This is a genomic window from Micromonospora sp. DT231 (genome assembly GCF_049847025.1).
Taxonomy (GTDB): Bacteria; Actinomycetota; Actinomycetes; order Mycobacteriales; family Micromonosporaceae; genus Micromonospora.
In genome coordinates this window covers 39,500-54,180 of the sequence record NZ_JBNCNO010000007.1, presented here as the reverse complement: position 1 = coordinate 54,180, position 14,681 = coordinate 39,500, and the positions used below count along the sequence as shown (strand labels likewise).

The 14,681-nt window shown below is 73.6% G+C and carries 10 protein-coding genes; 9 read left to right on the top strand and 1 reads right to left on the bottom strand.

Translation table 11 applies throughout. The annotated features are described in order from the left end of the window. The first annotated feature begins 41 nt into the window (after positions 1-41). From ACPXBU_RS19450 to ACPXBU_RS19435, 4 genes are all read left to right on the top strand, one after another. Positions 42-1,274 (top strand): FAD-dependent oxidoreductase, encoded by a 1,233-nt coding sequence (locus ACPXBU_RS19450; RefSeq protein WP_425759050.1) that lies wholly within the window; start codon positions 42-44, stop codon positions 1,272-1,274. Further along, positions 1,214-2,056, top strand: coding sequence for a nucleotide disphospho-sugar-binding domain-containing protein (locus ACPXBU_RS19445; RefSeq protein ID WP_425759049.1), 843 nt, complete (start codon positions 1,214-1,216; stop codon positions 2,054-2,056). The genes ACPXBU_RS19450 and ACPXBU_RS19445 overlap by 61 nt, the downstream gene beginning before the upstream one ends. A 55-nt stretch (positions 2,057-2,111) precedes the next feature. Further along, entirely contained in the window at positions 2,112-2,678 is a 567-nt protein-coding gene (locus tag ACPXBU_RS19440; RefSeq protein ID WP_425759048.1) for a dienelactone hydrolase family protein, read from the top strand. Positions 2,679-2,874: 196 nt separating this feature from the next. Next, positions 2,875-3,690, top strand: a complete 816-nt coding sequence (locus ACPXBU_RS19435; RefSeq protein WP_425759047.1) for a class I SAM-dependent methyltransferase — start codon at positions 2,875-2,877, stop codon at positions 3,688-3,690. 32 nt (positions 3,691-3,722) lie between these two features. On the opposite strand, the gene ACPXBU_RS19430 is transcribed toward ACPXBU_RS19435, so the two are convergent. Beyond that, entirely contained in the window at positions 3,723-5,996 is a 2,274-nt protein-coding gene (locus ACPXBU_RS19430) for an AAA family ATPase (protein WP_425759046.1), read from the bottom strand. A gap of 193 nt (positions 5,997-6,189) precedes the next feature. Between ACPXBU_RS19430 and ACPXBU_RS19425 the strand changes: the two genes are divergently transcribed. The 5 genes from ACPXBU_RS19425 to ACPXBU_RS19405 all read left to right on the top strand — a co-directional run bounded on the left by ACPXBU_RS19425 (position 6,190) and on the right by ACPXBU_RS19405 (position 14,651). Then, positions 6,190-9,087, top strand: a complete 2,898-nt coding sequence (locus ACPXBU_RS19425; protein WP_425759045.1) for a helix-turn-helix transcriptional regulator — start codon at positions 6,190-6,192, stop codon at positions 9,085-9,087. Between the two features lie 135 nt (positions 9,088-9,222). Further along, on the top strand, positions 9,223-9,993 hold the full coding sequence (locus tag ACPXBU_RS19420) for a DUF5995 family protein (RefSeq protein ID WP_393370772.1): 771 nt from the start codon (positions 9,223-9,225) through the stop codon (positions 9,991-9,993). Between the two features lie 380 nt (positions 9,994-10,373). Next, positions 10,374-10,775, top strand: coding sequence for a PH domain-containing protein (locus tag ACPXBU_RS19415; protein WP_393370769.1), 402 nt, complete (start codon positions 10,374-10,376; stop codon positions 10,773-10,775). Positions 10,776-10,862: 87 nt separating this feature from the next. Then, entirely contained in the window at positions 10,863-12,959 is a 2,097-nt protein-coding gene (locus tag ACPXBU_RS19410) for an amino acid transporter (RefSeq protein ID WP_425759044.1), read from the top strand. Between the two features lie 174 nt (positions 12,960-13,133). After that, a complete protein-coding gene (locus ACPXBU_RS19405) occupies positions 13,134-14,651 on the top strand; it encodes a hypothetical protein (protein ID WP_425759043.1) in 1,518 nt (505 codons plus the stop codon). Positions 14,652-14,681: the final 30 nt, after the last annotated feature.

Sequence of the window (14,681 nt, the reverse complement as noted above, 5' to 3'; positions counted from 1 at the left end):
CGCCGGTACGACGGGCGAAGGCGTTGAGCGGCGGTCTGCGAGTGGCGGTGGCCGGTGCCGGCCTGGGCGGGCTGTGCCTCGCTCAGGGCCTGCTGCGGGCCGGTGTCGACGTCGACGTCTACGAGCGGGACGCCGCGCCGGACAGCCGCCGGCAGGGTTACCGTCTGCACGTCGACGCTCGCGCGGCCCTCGCGCTGGAGAAATGTCTGCCACCGCGGCTGTTCCGGCTGTTCCTGGCGACGGCGGGCCGCCCCGGGAGCAGGGTGACGGTGCTGTCCGGGCGGCTGCGTGTCCTGCACCAAACGCCCGCCAGCCCGCCCCGTGACCCGGACGATCCGGCAACTCTGTCCACGTCGGTCGATCGAGGTACGCTGCGCGAGATTCTCGCCGCCGGGCTTGCGGAGCGGATTCACTACGGCCACGAGGTCGCCGACTACGAGCAGGACCCGGACGGGGTGACGCTGCGCTTCGTGGACGGCTCGACGACGCGCGCCGACGTCCTCGTCGGTGCGGACGGGGTGAGTTCGGCGGTCCGCCGCGTACTCCTGCCACACGCACAGCCTGTCGACACCGGCACGCGGATCATCTACGGCCGGACGTTGTTGGACGACGCGGCGAGGCGGCTCGTCCCACCGGCCATGTCCGACGGGTTCACCGCGATCCTGGGCGGCCACGTCGGTCTGGCCGCCGGACTCGTCGAGTTCCGGCGTCGACCCGTGGACGCGGCCGCCGCGATCGCGCCGGACGTACGCCTGAGCCCGGCCGGTGACTACCTGATGTGGGCGGTTTCCGCGCCGCGCGACCGGCTGCCGGCGTTCGACGGGACGCTCGAAGAGGCCGACGCGACGACCCTGCACTCCGTCGCCTGCCGGGCGATCCGATCGTGGCACCCAGACCTTCGCGCCCTGCTCGGCGCGGCGGCCGTGGAGGAGACGTTCGTCATCCGGGTCCTTAGCAGCCGCCGTGTGCCGGCCTGGGTTCCGAGCAGGGTGACCCTGTTGGGTGACGCCATCCACGCGATGAGCCCGGCCCGCGGCTCCGGCGCGAACACCGCGCTCATGGACGCGGCACATCTGTGCGAGGCGCTCACCGGCGGCGGCGACCTGGTCGGGGCGATCGGCGACTACGAGGAACGGATGCGGGACTACGGCTTCGCCGCGGTCGAGGCGTCGCGGCAGGCCGAGGCGGAGGCCGCGCGTCGGAGAAACCTGCTGTGGCTGTGGGTTGTCGACCACCTGCCGAAGCCTCGTGGCACGGCGAAGCGGACGCGCTGAACGCACGCCGCAGCGCTGCGGGTCTTCCCCCGGCACCCGCTGATCGCCCGCGCCGAGATGGCCGGCACCGCCGACACCCGGGCGCCGGCCTGCTCTTCGGCGCCCTCAACGATCGGCTCATCGACCCGGTCGTCACGCTGGCCACCGGGTGGCGGCCGGATCTGGTGCTCCACGAGCCGTTCGCGGTCGCCGTCGCCGTGGCCCCGCCCAGCGTGGCGCGGCAGGATGGCTGGCCGATGCGCTACGACTCGTACGTCGGCGGGGGCGAGCTACCGGCGTGGCTGCGGCAACCGGGCGAACGACCGCGCATCCTGGTCACCCGCAGCACGGTGACCGGCCCCGGGGATCGGGGGCCGATGCCCGCCGTGGTCGCCGCCGCCGCCGAGGTGGACCCCGAGATCGTGCTGGTCCGGCCGGACCAGCGGTCGGCCCGTTCGCTGCCCGGCAACGTGCGGGTGGTCGACTGGATCCCGCTCGACGTGGCGTTGCCGGTGAGTGCGGCACTTGTGCACCACGGCGGGGCGGGCAGCGCCTTCGGCGCCCTCGCCGCCGGCCTGCCGCAGCTCGCCACGACGGGTCCGGGGGACCGGCGGCACAACGCCGAGCTGGTGGCCCGCCGGGGCGCCGGCCTGGCGCTGCGCCCCCGGGACATCACCGCGCGGGCGCTTACCCAACTGCTCACCGACGAGCGCCTGCGTACCGCTGCCGTCCAGGTCAGCCGTGAGATCGCCGCGATGCCGCCACCGGCCGACCTGGTCGCGCGGCTGGCGGCGCTGGTCTGAGGTCGGCACCGCGTGGCCACACCGGACGGACCCGCGGCTGCGGCAGGATGACCGGATGCCACACGTCGTGCTGTTCCACTCCGTGTACGGGCTGCGGCCCGCCGTACGCGCGACCGCCGACCGGTTGCGCGCCGCCGGGCACCAGGTCACCGTCCCCGACCTGTACGGCGTCCCGGCCGCCGGCACCGTCGAGGAGGGCTTCGCGCTGCTCGACAAGATCGGCCACGACGTGGTGCTGGACCGGGCCCGAGCCGCGCTTCGTGACCTGCCCCCGGAGACGGCGCTCGCCGGCCTCTCGATGGGCGCCGGCGTGGCCGGGGCGCTGCTGGCTGAGCGACCCGACGCCGCAGGTCTGCTCCTGCTGCACGGCACCGGCGGCGCACCGGACGCGGTCCGGCCGGGGTTGCCGGTGCAGCTACACCTCGCCGACCCCGACCCGTACGACGCGCCGGACGAGGTCGACGAGTGGCAGCGGGCGCTCACCGACGCCGGCGCCGATCTGACAGTCTTCCGCTATCCCGGAGCGGGTCACCTGTTCACCGATCCGGACCTGGCCGAGCACTCCCCGGAAGCCAGCGCGGCGACCTGGCCGAGGGTGCTGGCCTTCCTCAGCGTCCGCTGAGCGCTCCGAACGGCGACGTCGGGGACGACACAGACTCGGTCCCTCCGCGACGATGAGCCCATGTCGCTCGTTGCCATGTGGCCGGTCCTCGGGATACGGGTCTACACACCGGCCGTGGAACTGTTCGTGCCCGACGAGGAGGCGCTCGTCCGATACCGTGGCACCACCGTCAAGATCCACGAGGAGGATGTGCGGAGTGCCGACGACAGCTTTCGACGAGCACGAGCGGTCGCGGTGGGCCGGGCGCGCGGCGGCGTTCGACAGCAGTTTCGCCGCCCTCTGCGCCCATCCCGCCCCGGCGTTGCTGGACGCCGCGGGTGTCGTCGCGGGCCTGCGGGTGCTCGACGCCGGCACCGGCTCCGGCTCCGTGGCCGGGCTGGCCAGCGCGCGCGGCGCCACGGTCGTGGCCGTCGACGCCGAACCCAGCATGGTCGAGATGGTGCGCGGCCGCGTCCCATCCGCCGAGGTTGGCCTCGCGGCCCTGCCCCACCTGCCGTTCCCCGGCGGGCACTTCGACGCGGCCGTGGCGAACTTCGTGATCAATCACGTCGGCGATCCGCTGGCCGCGATCAGCGAACTGCGACGGGTCGTCCGGCCGGCCGGACGGATCGCCGTGACGATCTGGCCCGACCCGCCGCCCGAGGCGCAGCGGCTGTGGGGCGCGGTGTTCGACGCCGCCGGGGTCGACCGTCGGACCTCGGCGCCGACGATGGACGCGGAGCGGGACTTTCCGCGTACCCCCGACGGGTTCGCGGGTTTGTTGGACGCCGCAGGGCTCGCCGACGTGCGCTGCGACACGATCACCTGGGCGCATCGCACCCACCCCGAGGCGTGGTGGAGCGGCCCGGCCAACGGCATCAGCAAGGCGGGTCTGGTGCTGGCGGCACAGCCGCCGGACGTGATCACCCGGGTGCGTGCCGCGTACGACGAGCTGACCGCCGCCTACCGGGACGTGGACGGCCTGCTCGTCCTGCCGACCGCGGCGCTGCTGGCCTCGGCGTCCGTGCCGTAGGCACTGGCACCCCCACAGCCGTTGGCGGACCGTCAGGCGGAGGCGGCCAGGCCATCCGGTCGGCCGATCAGGGGCGGGAGCGGGATCGCGCGTACCGTGCCGGGCGGCACGCCGACGCCGGAGGGCAGCCGGTTCACCGCTGACCTCACCGGCACCGGCCGGAGCGACGCTGGCGTGCGGGTGTTGTCACTGCTCGTGGACAGGGACGCCGCCGTGGGCGGGGTCGACGGTACGTCGTCGGCCGACGCGACGACTCGCAGCGGGCGGAGACTCGCCAACCGGTTGGTCGCGGGACTCGACGCGGCCGGACGGGCGGCCATCGTCGGGGTGGGGTTACGTCGCGGCGGCGCTGTCGGGCCGGTGGCACCGTTGTGCCCCGCCCCGGGCAGCGCCGCGAAGACGGCGTCGAGGCGGCCGGCCCGAGCGCCGACGGTGTCGAGGCGCACGATCTCGGCGCTCCTCGCCGCCGAGCCGTTGATCGCACCGGTGCGAGCGGCTCCAGTGCGGTCGTTGGCAGCGCGATTCGGCCGGCCGGTGTCGGAGCCGGCGGTGTCGTGGTGTGGGACGGTGGCGGCCCGGCGGGTGAAGACGGCCCGCAGCGCGCGCGGCAGCCGCTCGGCCGCGACCTGGCACAGCGCGGGCGACGCGAACCCGTACCCGCCGGCGTGCTGGGGGATGAGCAGCCCGGCGGCGACCAGCCGGCGCAGCGCCGACACGGACCGTCCGGGCGTCCAGCCGAGGGCCCGGTCGACAGCCGCGCCGGAGATCACGCCGCCGAGGACACCGGCGGCCATCAGGACCGCCCGCCGCTCACCGTCGAGGTGGTCCAGCTCGGCGCCGACGGCCCGGCGTACGGCCTCGGGCAACGGGAGCGCCGCCGGGTCGGCCCCGGCCACGATCGACGCGACGTACGCCGCCGCGTGCCCGGGTCGGCCGCCCACCAGCGGTAGCAGCCGGTCCACCAGGGGGACCGGCTGACCGGCCCGGGTCAAAAGGTGGCGCAGCAGCCGCCCGGACTGCACGGTGGCCAGCGGGCGGATCGTCACCCGGCGGGCCGAGCCGGGCCGGGTGTCGGCCCACTGCGGTTGGTGCAGCGTGATCACGGCCAGTGGTAGCCCCCGTGCCGTCGCCGCGCTGAACAGCGCACGCAGGAATCCGCTCACCGCCGGCGCCGCCCGGTCCACGTCGTCCACGGCGACGACGAGCGGCACCTGGGTGGCCAGGCGCAGCAGGACGTCACGGCAGATGGCCGCGCCGGCCATCGCCGCGGCCGAGCCGTCCGGGTTGGTCAGCATCCGCTGGAGCGCCGGGACGGCGGCGGCGACCCGCTCCGGTGGGAACAGGGCGGTCAGCGCGGCGACGAGCCGGTCGTGGACCGCCGCCGGGCCGTCACCGCGACGGACCCCGGCGACGCCACGCAGCAGCTCGGCGACCGGTTCCAGGACCTGATCCGGGTACGGCTGGCAGGCCGTCACCGACCAGTGCACGAGTGCACCATCCACACTGGCCATGCCACGGACCAGCTCGTGCAGCAGCCGGCTGCGTCCACTGCCGGTAGGCCCGACCAGGGAGATCCAGCACGGCTTCCGTTCCCGGATGGCCAGGGTCAGCTGGTCGCGGATGGTGGCCAACTCGCGGCGGCGGCCGATCAGCGGGCCGTCGTGCCTGTCGACGCCGGGACGCACCGGACCGACGGCGTGCCAGACCGGTGCCGGCGGCACGTGGCCGGCGACCGGCACCGGCGGCAGTTGACGCTGGTTGATCAGGCCGGCGGTGGCCCGCGCGGTGGCCGCGCAGAGCGCGACGGCGCCCGGTGGCGCGTACTCCTGGAGGCGGGCCGCGGCGGTGATCACCGCGCCGCTGGCCACGCCGTGCCCGCCGCTGACCGCGTCGCCCAGGTCGACCACGACCTCGCCGGTGGCGACACCGACGCGCACCCGGAGTCGGATGTCCCCGACCATCGGTCGGCGGTCCAGCGCGGCCTGGATCTCGAGTCCGGCGCGCACCGCGCGGTACGCGTCGAAGCCGTCGGAGTGCCGAGCGCCGAAGAGCGCCATCACCGCGTCGCCGACGTACTTCTCCACCACTCCCTGCCAGCGGTGCAGCACGCGGGCGACGGTGTCGAAGTAGACCCGCTGCAACGCGCGGACGTCCTCCGGGTCGAGTCGGTTCACCAACGCCGTGGAGCCGACGATGTCGGCGAAGAGCACCGTGACGGTGCGTCTCTCCTCGGGGACGGGCCAGCGCGGGGTCACGGGTCGCCGCGCGTCGCCGACGATGATGCTGGTAGTGGTGGTGGTGATCATGGTTTCGCACCAACCCTTCTCCCCGCTGATGCCTGGTGACCTCCGGAGATTGGCATTCCTGGGCTGACGGGGGATCTGCCGAACGACGTATGTCGGCCACTCGCAACCTTTAGTCGCAAAGTCGACGCGAGGAGTACCACAAGCGGCACTTGGCCGTAGAACGCTTCGGGGATCGGTGATTAGGCTGCGTGCCATGGCCAGCGATGTGGACACCGCACCGCTCGTGGGCCGGACCGCGCTGGTGCAGACGGTTCGGTCCGCGCTGCTCGGTGACGCCGCGCACGGGCAGACCGCCGCCGTCTTCCTGACCGGTGAGAGCGGTGTGGGCAAGACCCGCCTGCTGGGTGAGGTCGGCGACCGGCTGCGCGCGCAGGGCGCCGTGGTGCTCACCGGCAGCTGCCTGGACATCGGCGACGCCTCCCCGCTGCACCCGCTGTTGCAGGCGCTGCGCCGCTTCGACGCCGACCTGTCCAGCGCGCACGCACGCACCTCCTCCGCCGTGCGGGGGCTGCTGCAGATGTTCGCCGACGAGACCGCCGGCCCGGACGGCGCGGGCGCGTTGCTGGAGCGGGTCAGCCGCGGCCTGCACCTGATCGCCGAGGGCCGGCCACTGGTGCTGATCCTCGACGACCTGCAGTGGGTCGACCGGAGCACCAGACAGTTGCTGCTCTACCTGTTGGCCGGGCTCGGCGACCTCCAGCTCTCCGTGCTGGCGGCGGTGCGCGCCGAGTCGTTGCAGGGCGCGCACCCGCTGCGCCGGGTGCTCACCGAGCTGCGTCGGCTGCGGACGGTACGGGTGCTCGACCTGGCCCCACTGGACCGGGCCGACACCGAGAAGCTCGCCGCCGCCGTGGTCGGCCGACCGCTGGCCGCCGAGGCGGCCGATCAGGTCTGGCAGCGCAGCGGCGGCAACCCGTTCGTCATCGAGGAGCTGGCCCGCGATCTCCGCGACGGCCGCGACGGCCTGTCCGAGACGCTGCGGGAGATCTTCCTCGACCGGGTCGACGCGCTGCCCCAGCACGCGCACGCGGTGGTGCACGCGGTCGCCGCGGGTGTCGAGCCGGTCCAGCACTGGCTGCTGGCCCGGGTGCTGCGGTTACCCGAGGACGAGCTGATCGAGGCGGCCCGCGCCGCGGTGGCCCATCGGCTGCTGGTCGGCGCCGACGACGGTTACCGGCTGCGGCACCGCCTCGTCGCCGAGGTGCTCGCGCACGAGCTGCTGCCGGCCGAGCGTTCCGGGCTGCACCGCCGCTACGCCGAGGCGCTCACCGCCGCTCCGGGTGAGCTGCACCAGGCGCGTCTGGCGCACCACTGGCGGTTGGCCGGTGAGCCGGCACGCGCCTTGCCCGCCGAGGTGGCGGCGGCGCAGGAGGCCGAGCGGCTGCACGGTTACGCCGAGGCGCACCGGCACTGGTCGGCGGCGTTGCAACTGGCCACCGACCCGGTTCCGCTGGGGGTGGACCGGGTGGAGTTGCTCAAGAACGCCGCCGAGTCGGCCCACCACTGTGGGGAGCACGCCCGCGCGCTGGCCCTGCTGGAAGAGGTGGCCGCGCTGCCCGGTGGCGAGCCGAGCGCGCTGCACATCCGCCGGGCCCGCTACCTGGCCGCCGCCGGTCGCTCGGCGCTGGCCGAGGAGGAATACCAGCGGGCGCTGACGGCGGCCGACTGTTCCCCGCGCGACCGGGCCACCGCCGCCGCCCGTCTCGCCGAGCTGCTCCTGCATCTGGGCCGCTACGCCGACGCCGGCCAGCGGGCCCGGGAGGCGCTGGCGTTGGCCGCCGACGTGGAGGGCTCCGCCACCGAGGTGGTGTTGGCCAGCGCGGCGCTGGGCTTCAGCGACGCCTACCTGGAGGACCCGGACGCGGGGCTCGCGGTGATGCGCGACGCCCTCGAGACCGCCGAGCGCGCCGGGCAGCCCGAGGATGTGGCCTGCGCGTACCTGCACCTGGCGGAGCTGTTGACCGGGCCACTGAACATCCTCGAGGAGGGTGTGGTGGTGGCCCGGCGCGGTGCCGAGCGGGTCGCCGAGCTGGGACTGGGCCGCACCTGGGAGACCCGGCTGCTGGCCGTCGCCATCAACGGGCTGTTCCGGGTGGGCCAGTGGGCCGAGGCGGAGAAGGTGGTCGCCGCCGCCCTGCGGCACCGACCGTCCGGCGCGGACGCCGTGGAGCTGCTGCTGGCCCGCTGCCGGCTCTCGGTGGGCTACGGCGACATCGACGCCGCCAGCCGCGACCTCGACGCGGTGGCGACCCTGCTCGCCGGTGGCGGGGCGCGACACGTCATTCCGCTGCTCACCCTGCGCGCCGGGCTGGCCATGTGGGAGGGCCGGCACGACGTGGCGCGGTTGGCGGTGCAACGTGGCCTCACCGAGAGCCGTTCCGACGACGTGACGATCCTGTCGGCGCTGGTCTGGCACGGCCTGCGGGCCGAGGCTGAGGCGCACGCCAGCCGTACCGTGGCGGTGGACCCGACGGTGGTCCGCCGGCTGCGCGACGTGGCGGACCGGGTGGCCCGCAAGAGCGTCGGCGCGGCCCGTCCGGTGCGCTCGGTGGTGGAGGGGTTCCTGGCCCTCTGCGCCGCCGAGGTGAGCCGTCTCGACAGCAGCGACCCGGACCTGTGGGCCGCGTCGGTCGCCGAGTGGGATCGACGCCACCACCCCTACCCGGCGGCGTACTCGCGGCTGCGGCAGGCCGAGGCGCTGCTGGCCCGCCGCAGCCGGCTGGCCACCGCCGGCAAGCTGTTGCGGGAGGCGTACCGGGTGGCGCAGGGTCTGGGCGCGGTGCCACTGACCTCGGAGATCCGCGAGCTGGCCGGGCGGGCCCGGGTGTCGCTCGAGGAACGCGAGGCTCTCAACGGGACGCGGGGGGCGCCGGCCGAGGCGTCCGACGACGAGTTGGCGGCGCTCACCGCACGGGAGCGGGAGGTGCTCGCGCTCGTCGCGGAGGGCCTGACCAACAGGGAGATCGGGCAGCGGCTGTTCATCAGCGAACGGACCATCGGGGTGCACGTGTCGCATATCTTCGACAAGCTCCAGGTCCGGACCCGCGTCCAGGCCAGCGCGATCCAGTTGCGCAACGTCGTCCGAAGCTGACGCTCGGCCACCGCCCACCGGCGTGTGCGCGCCGGGATACGTCGTTCTACTGATTCGGCGAGTGGGTGTCGGCTGAGAGGCTGGGCCGCGTCGACGACGGCACGGGGGATGCCGCCGACCACTATGGAGGCAGAGATGATCGAAGCGGTCTGGGGGCCCGTGCACCGGGACATCGTCGATCTGCTCGCCGACCATCCCGCCGACGTGCCGGCCGTGGTCGATCACCTCACCAAGCTGCAGGACCTGCTCGTACGGTTGCCCCCGTTGGAGGCCAGTTGCCCCCTCGCGGACTTCAACAGGCTCTACCTGACCATCACCAGCAGTGTGTTGGACGGCTTGTACGACGACCGTTTCGTCGACCCGGCCTTTCTCTCCCGGCTGGACGTGGAGTTCGCGGCGCGGTATTTCGACGCGATGCGGCTCTGGACCGACTCCAGCCCGGGCACTCCGAAGGCGTGGTCGTGCCTCTTCGAGCGGATGCGTGGGCCGGACGCCCGCCCGCTGCCGTCGGCGGCGGCGGGGGTCAACGCGCACATCAACTTCGACCTGCCCTTCGCCCTGGTGACCACGTTCGACCACCTGGAGTCGGAGCCGGTCGACGGCAGTGACCAGCACCACGACTACCTGGAGATCAACAAGATCTTCGCGGACAAGATCCCCGGTCTGCGCCGGGGCTATCTGGAGCGGTGGCAGCTGCTCATCGACATGCTCAACGGCGACATCGACGACTGGTACCAGGGGGAACTGGTCGAGTACACCCGCGATGTCGCCTGGCGTAACGCGCAGAAGATCTGGCGGTGCCGGCACGATCCGGACGCCCGCGAGTGTGAGCGCACGCGGTTGGACGACAACGCTGCGGCGCTCGGCCGGCTACTGCTCTCGCCCCTCGGGGCGTTCCTGCAGTAGCCGGGACGGGGGGTCCCCGCGCTCCGCCCCGTGGGGGGTGGCGGAGCGCGGGGGCGCGTCCCAGCAGATCCACCCGCCCCTGGTGTCCGGCCGGAGTCCGGTCGGGCCCGGGAGGTGCAGCCGGTCGGCCCCGGGGGGTGTCGACCGTCTGCCACCGTCGGCCGGCCCCGGGGGGCGCCGGCCGACGGTGGGGGAGGGGCGTGGGGCTCGTCGGTGACGGTGGCGGCCGTCGGGGGGTGTCGGCGGGCTCATAGCGGGTACGCCCGCGCCATGACCGTCCTGGCCCGGCGTCGGCCCGCCGCCCGCCCTCGGCCCGCGCGGCCCGGCCCGCTGCGGCCGGGTGGCCCGGTGCCGCGACCCACAGTTCGTCCCGGTGCGCGATGACAGGTGCCGCGACGCGGTTCGCGTTCCGCTTCGATCCGGTGTTCCGCCCGGTCTTGGCGCTGCTGGGGGTCCGCCCGGCGACGACCTGGGTCGCCGTCACCGACCGGGACCTGGTGATCCGGTACGGGCCGTGGCGGTTGCGGACCGACCGGGAGAACGTGACAGCCGTCGAGCTGAGCGGCCCGTACCGCTGGTGGCGGGTGATCGGGCCGCACCTGTCGCTGGCCGACGGGGGTGCCAGTTTCGGCAGCAGCACGGCCGGCGGGATCTGCCTGCGCTTCGGCACGGCGGTGCCGGCGGTGGTGCCGGGCGGGTGGCCACGACACCCGGCGGCCACGGTGACCGTCGCCGACCCGCCCGCGCTGGCCCGTGTGCTCGCCGTTCCGGACCTGTCCTGAGCTGGCCATCCACCTGCCCGGTTCCGCCGGTCGGGTCCCGCGCCACCACCTACCGTCGGATCAGGACCTGTGAGGGTGGGACTGGCGATGGGTGACGAGCACCGGGCGAAACCACGACGTTGGAACGGGCGCCGCCACGCGCCGACGGGACCGGACCCGGCGCTGCGGGCGGCCCGCGACCCGGCGCGCCCGCACCGGGGCGGCCGGCCGGGTGTCGTGGTGCCCGAACGCGTGGCGACGGCGGCGCGGTCGTCGCCGCCGGCCAGTCCACTGCGCCGGTGGCTCTTCCAGCACCAGGTGCAGCCGCCGGGCCCGGAGGCGGGCGAGGGACAGAACCGCCGGCACGCCTGGTGGCAGGTGATGTGCCTGACCGGCGTCGACTACTTCTCCACGCTGTCGTACCTGCCGGGCATCGCGGCGGTGGCGGCCGGGGCGCTGTCCCCGCTGGCCACCCTGCTGATCGTCGTGCTCACCCTCCTCGGCATGCTGCCGATGTACCGGCGGGTGGCCCAGGAGAGCCCGCACGGGCAGGGGTCGGTGGCGATGTTGGAGCGCCTGCTGCCGTTCTGGCGGGGCAAGATCTTCGTACTCGTGTTGCTCGGCTTCGTGGCCACCTCCTGGATCATCACGATCACCCTGTCCTCGGCGGACGCCACCGTGCACCTGCTGGAGAACCCGTACCTGCCGGACGCGCTGCACGGCCCCGCCGTCCCGGTCGTGGTCACCGTGGTGCTGCTGCTCATCCTCGGCGGGGTGTTCCTGCTCGGCTTCCGCGAGGCGGTGGTGGTGGCCATTCCACTTGTCGCCGTCTTCCTGGTGCTCAACGCGGTGATCGTCGTGGTCGCGGTGGCCCAGCTCGTCGCCGACCCGGGCATCGTGTCGGACTGGACCGCCGCGCTGACCACGAGCGGCGGCGGGCCGGACCACGTGCTCCTCACGGCCGTGCTGGCGTTCCCGCTGTTGGTGCTGGGCCTGTCCGGATTCGAGACCGGGGTGAGCATGATGCCGCTGGTCCGCGCCGACGGGGCGGACAAGCAGGCCCGGCTCGCCGCCCGGATCCGCAACACCCGCCGGCTGCTCACCACCGCCGCGCTGATCATGTCGGTGTACCTCATCTCGACGACATTCGTGACCACGGCGCTCATCCCGCGGGAGGAGTTCCGACCCGGAGGGGCGGCCAACGGGCGGGCCCTGGCGTTTCTGGCGCACGCTCACCTGGGCGAGGCCTTCGGCACCGTCTACGACGTGAGCAGCGTGCTCATCCTCTGGTTCGCCGGCGCCTCGGCGATGGCCGGGCTGATCAACATCGTGCCGCGCTACCTGCCCTCGTACGGCATGGCGCCGGAGTGGGCGCGGGCGGTGCGTCCGGTGGTGATCGTCTACACCGTCGTCAGCGTCGCCATCACGATCGCCTTCCGGGCCGACGTCAACGCCCAGGCCGGGGCGTACGCGACGGGCATCCTGGCGATGATGGTCTCCGGCGCGGTGGCGGTGACGATCTCCGCGGTCCGCCACCACCAGCGCGCCACCGCCGTCGGTTTCACACTGCTGACCCTGGTGCTGCTGTACGCGTTGCTGGAGAACGTCATCGAGCAGCCGGACGGGATCACCATCTCCGCCCTGTTCATCCTCGGCATCATCGTGGTCTCGTTGGTCTCCCGGGTCACCCGGACCACCGAGTTGCGCGCCGAGCGGATCGAGTTCGACGAGCCGGCCCGTCGGTTCATCACCGAGTCGCTGGCGCACGACGGGCAGCTGCACCTGATCGCGAACAAGCGGCAGAGCGGGTCGGTGAAGGAGTACACGATCAAGGAACGGGCGCAGCGGGGGATGAATCCGGTGCCCGGTGCGGCGGACGTGCTGTTCCTGGAGATCGACGTGGTGGACCCGTCGGAGTTCAGTCAGGTGCTGCGGGTGCACGGGATCGAGGTGGGTGGCTTCCGGGTGTTGCGGGCCAGCAGCTCGGCCGCGCCCAACGCGATAGCCGCGATCCTGTTGGCCCTGCGGGACGCCACCGGGGTTCGGCCGCACGCGCACTTCGAGTGGTCGGAGGGCAGCCCCATCGCGCACCTGGCGCGCTATCTCATCCTCGGTCGGGGCGACACCCCGCCGGTGGTGCGGGAGATCATCCGGCGGACCGAGCGGGACCCGCTGCGTCGCCCCGGCATCCACGTCGGCGGGTGACCCGACTGCCCGTTTGACGGGGTTGAAAGATGAATAGGGGCACTATTCACGTTCACGCCTTCCTGTCCGTATTGCGGACCTATCGTGACGTTTGGCGGTCGACGCTACGTCGAGCGCCCCGCGCCCGGATCGGCGCGCGGTCACGTCTTGTCGGCAGGAAGGCAGGCACCTTTGATGTCCACGTACCAAGGAGGAGACCGCGAGATCCGACCCAGACGGCGGTCCCGCTGGTTCTTGGCCAGCGGGTTGCTGGCGGGAAGCCTGGTCGTGGGAGGAGCCGGCGTGGCCGGTGTGGCCGCCGCGGCCGACCGTGACCTCTCCCTCCCCGGTCTGAGCCGGCTGAGCACGCCGGCCGGAAACGACGACGACCGCCGTGCCGGCGACCAGGGTGGGGCGCGGCGCGACCCGGACGGGGCCGAACGGGGACACGCCCCCAGCCCGGGCACCGGCAAGCGGGGAGTGGTGTCGGTGCCCTGCGACGCCGCGAAGCTGGTGGCGGCGCTTGTCACGGCCAACGCCGAGGGCGGCGCGGAACTGCGGCTCGCGCCCAAGTGCCGCTACCTGCTCACCGAGGCGTTCCACGAGACCGACCAGTACGACGGCGGGATCCGCGACGCGCGGGAGGCGGCCGACGCCGCGGAAACCCCCGGTGACGCCGACGCGCCGCCGCACAACCCGGCCGACGACACCGCCGGCCTGCCGGTGATCTACCAGGCCATCACGATCGACGGCGCCGGCGCCACCATCGCCCGCGACGCCCAGGCCGCGCCGTTCCGCTTCTTCACCGTCCGCGACGGTGGCGAGTTGACCCTGCGCGACGTGGAACTGCACAACGGCCGCTCGGCCATCGAGGGCGGCAGCGTGCACGTGGTGCACGGGGCGACCGCCGTGGTGGAACGGGTCACCGTCTCGCAGAGCACCTCGCTGTCCCCGGAGGGCGGCGGCGGAGGGATCTTCAACGACGGCAACATGGTGGTCACCGACTCCACATTCGTCGGCAACAGCGCCTCCGGCGCCGCGGGCAAGGGCGGGGGCCTGCTCAACGGCGGTGTGTTGACGCTGAAGCGCTCCGAGTTCCACCACAACAGCGCCAACGGCTACGGCGGCGGGCTCGGCAACTATCGCGGCGCGGCCGACGTGGAGAGCGTCTCCCTCACCCAGAACAGCGCGGGCCAGGGCGGCGGGCTGGCCAGCTTCTCGGCCCGGACGAAGGTCTCCGACACCGAGCTGCTGAACAACACCGCCCAGGTCGGCGGCGGTGCCGCCAACTCCGACGCCGTGCTGGTCATGCGCACCATGACCATCCGCGGCAACACCGCCACCGTCAGCGGTGGCGGCATCTCGACAGTCAAGGGTCTGACGCCGATCGACGACAGCGTGATCGACGGCAACACCACCCACGGCATCGGCGCCGGCATCTACGCCGAGAAGTCCAACCTGCTGGTCCGCGGCAGCGACGTGACCCGCAACAGGGCGGTCGGCGCGACGTCCAAGGGCGGCGGAATCTACGCCACCGCGGGCTCGGTGGCGATCTACACCAGCAAGATCACCCACAACGCGTCGACGGTGAAGCCCGGTGGCATCTTCGGCGAGCACGCCCAGGTCAGGATCGACGACGAGAGCGTGGTCATCGAGAACGAACCGACCAACTGCGAGGGCAGCGCGGTACCTGTCGCGCACTGCTTCCGCTGAGCGGACCCCCGGGGCCGCCCATCCGGCCGC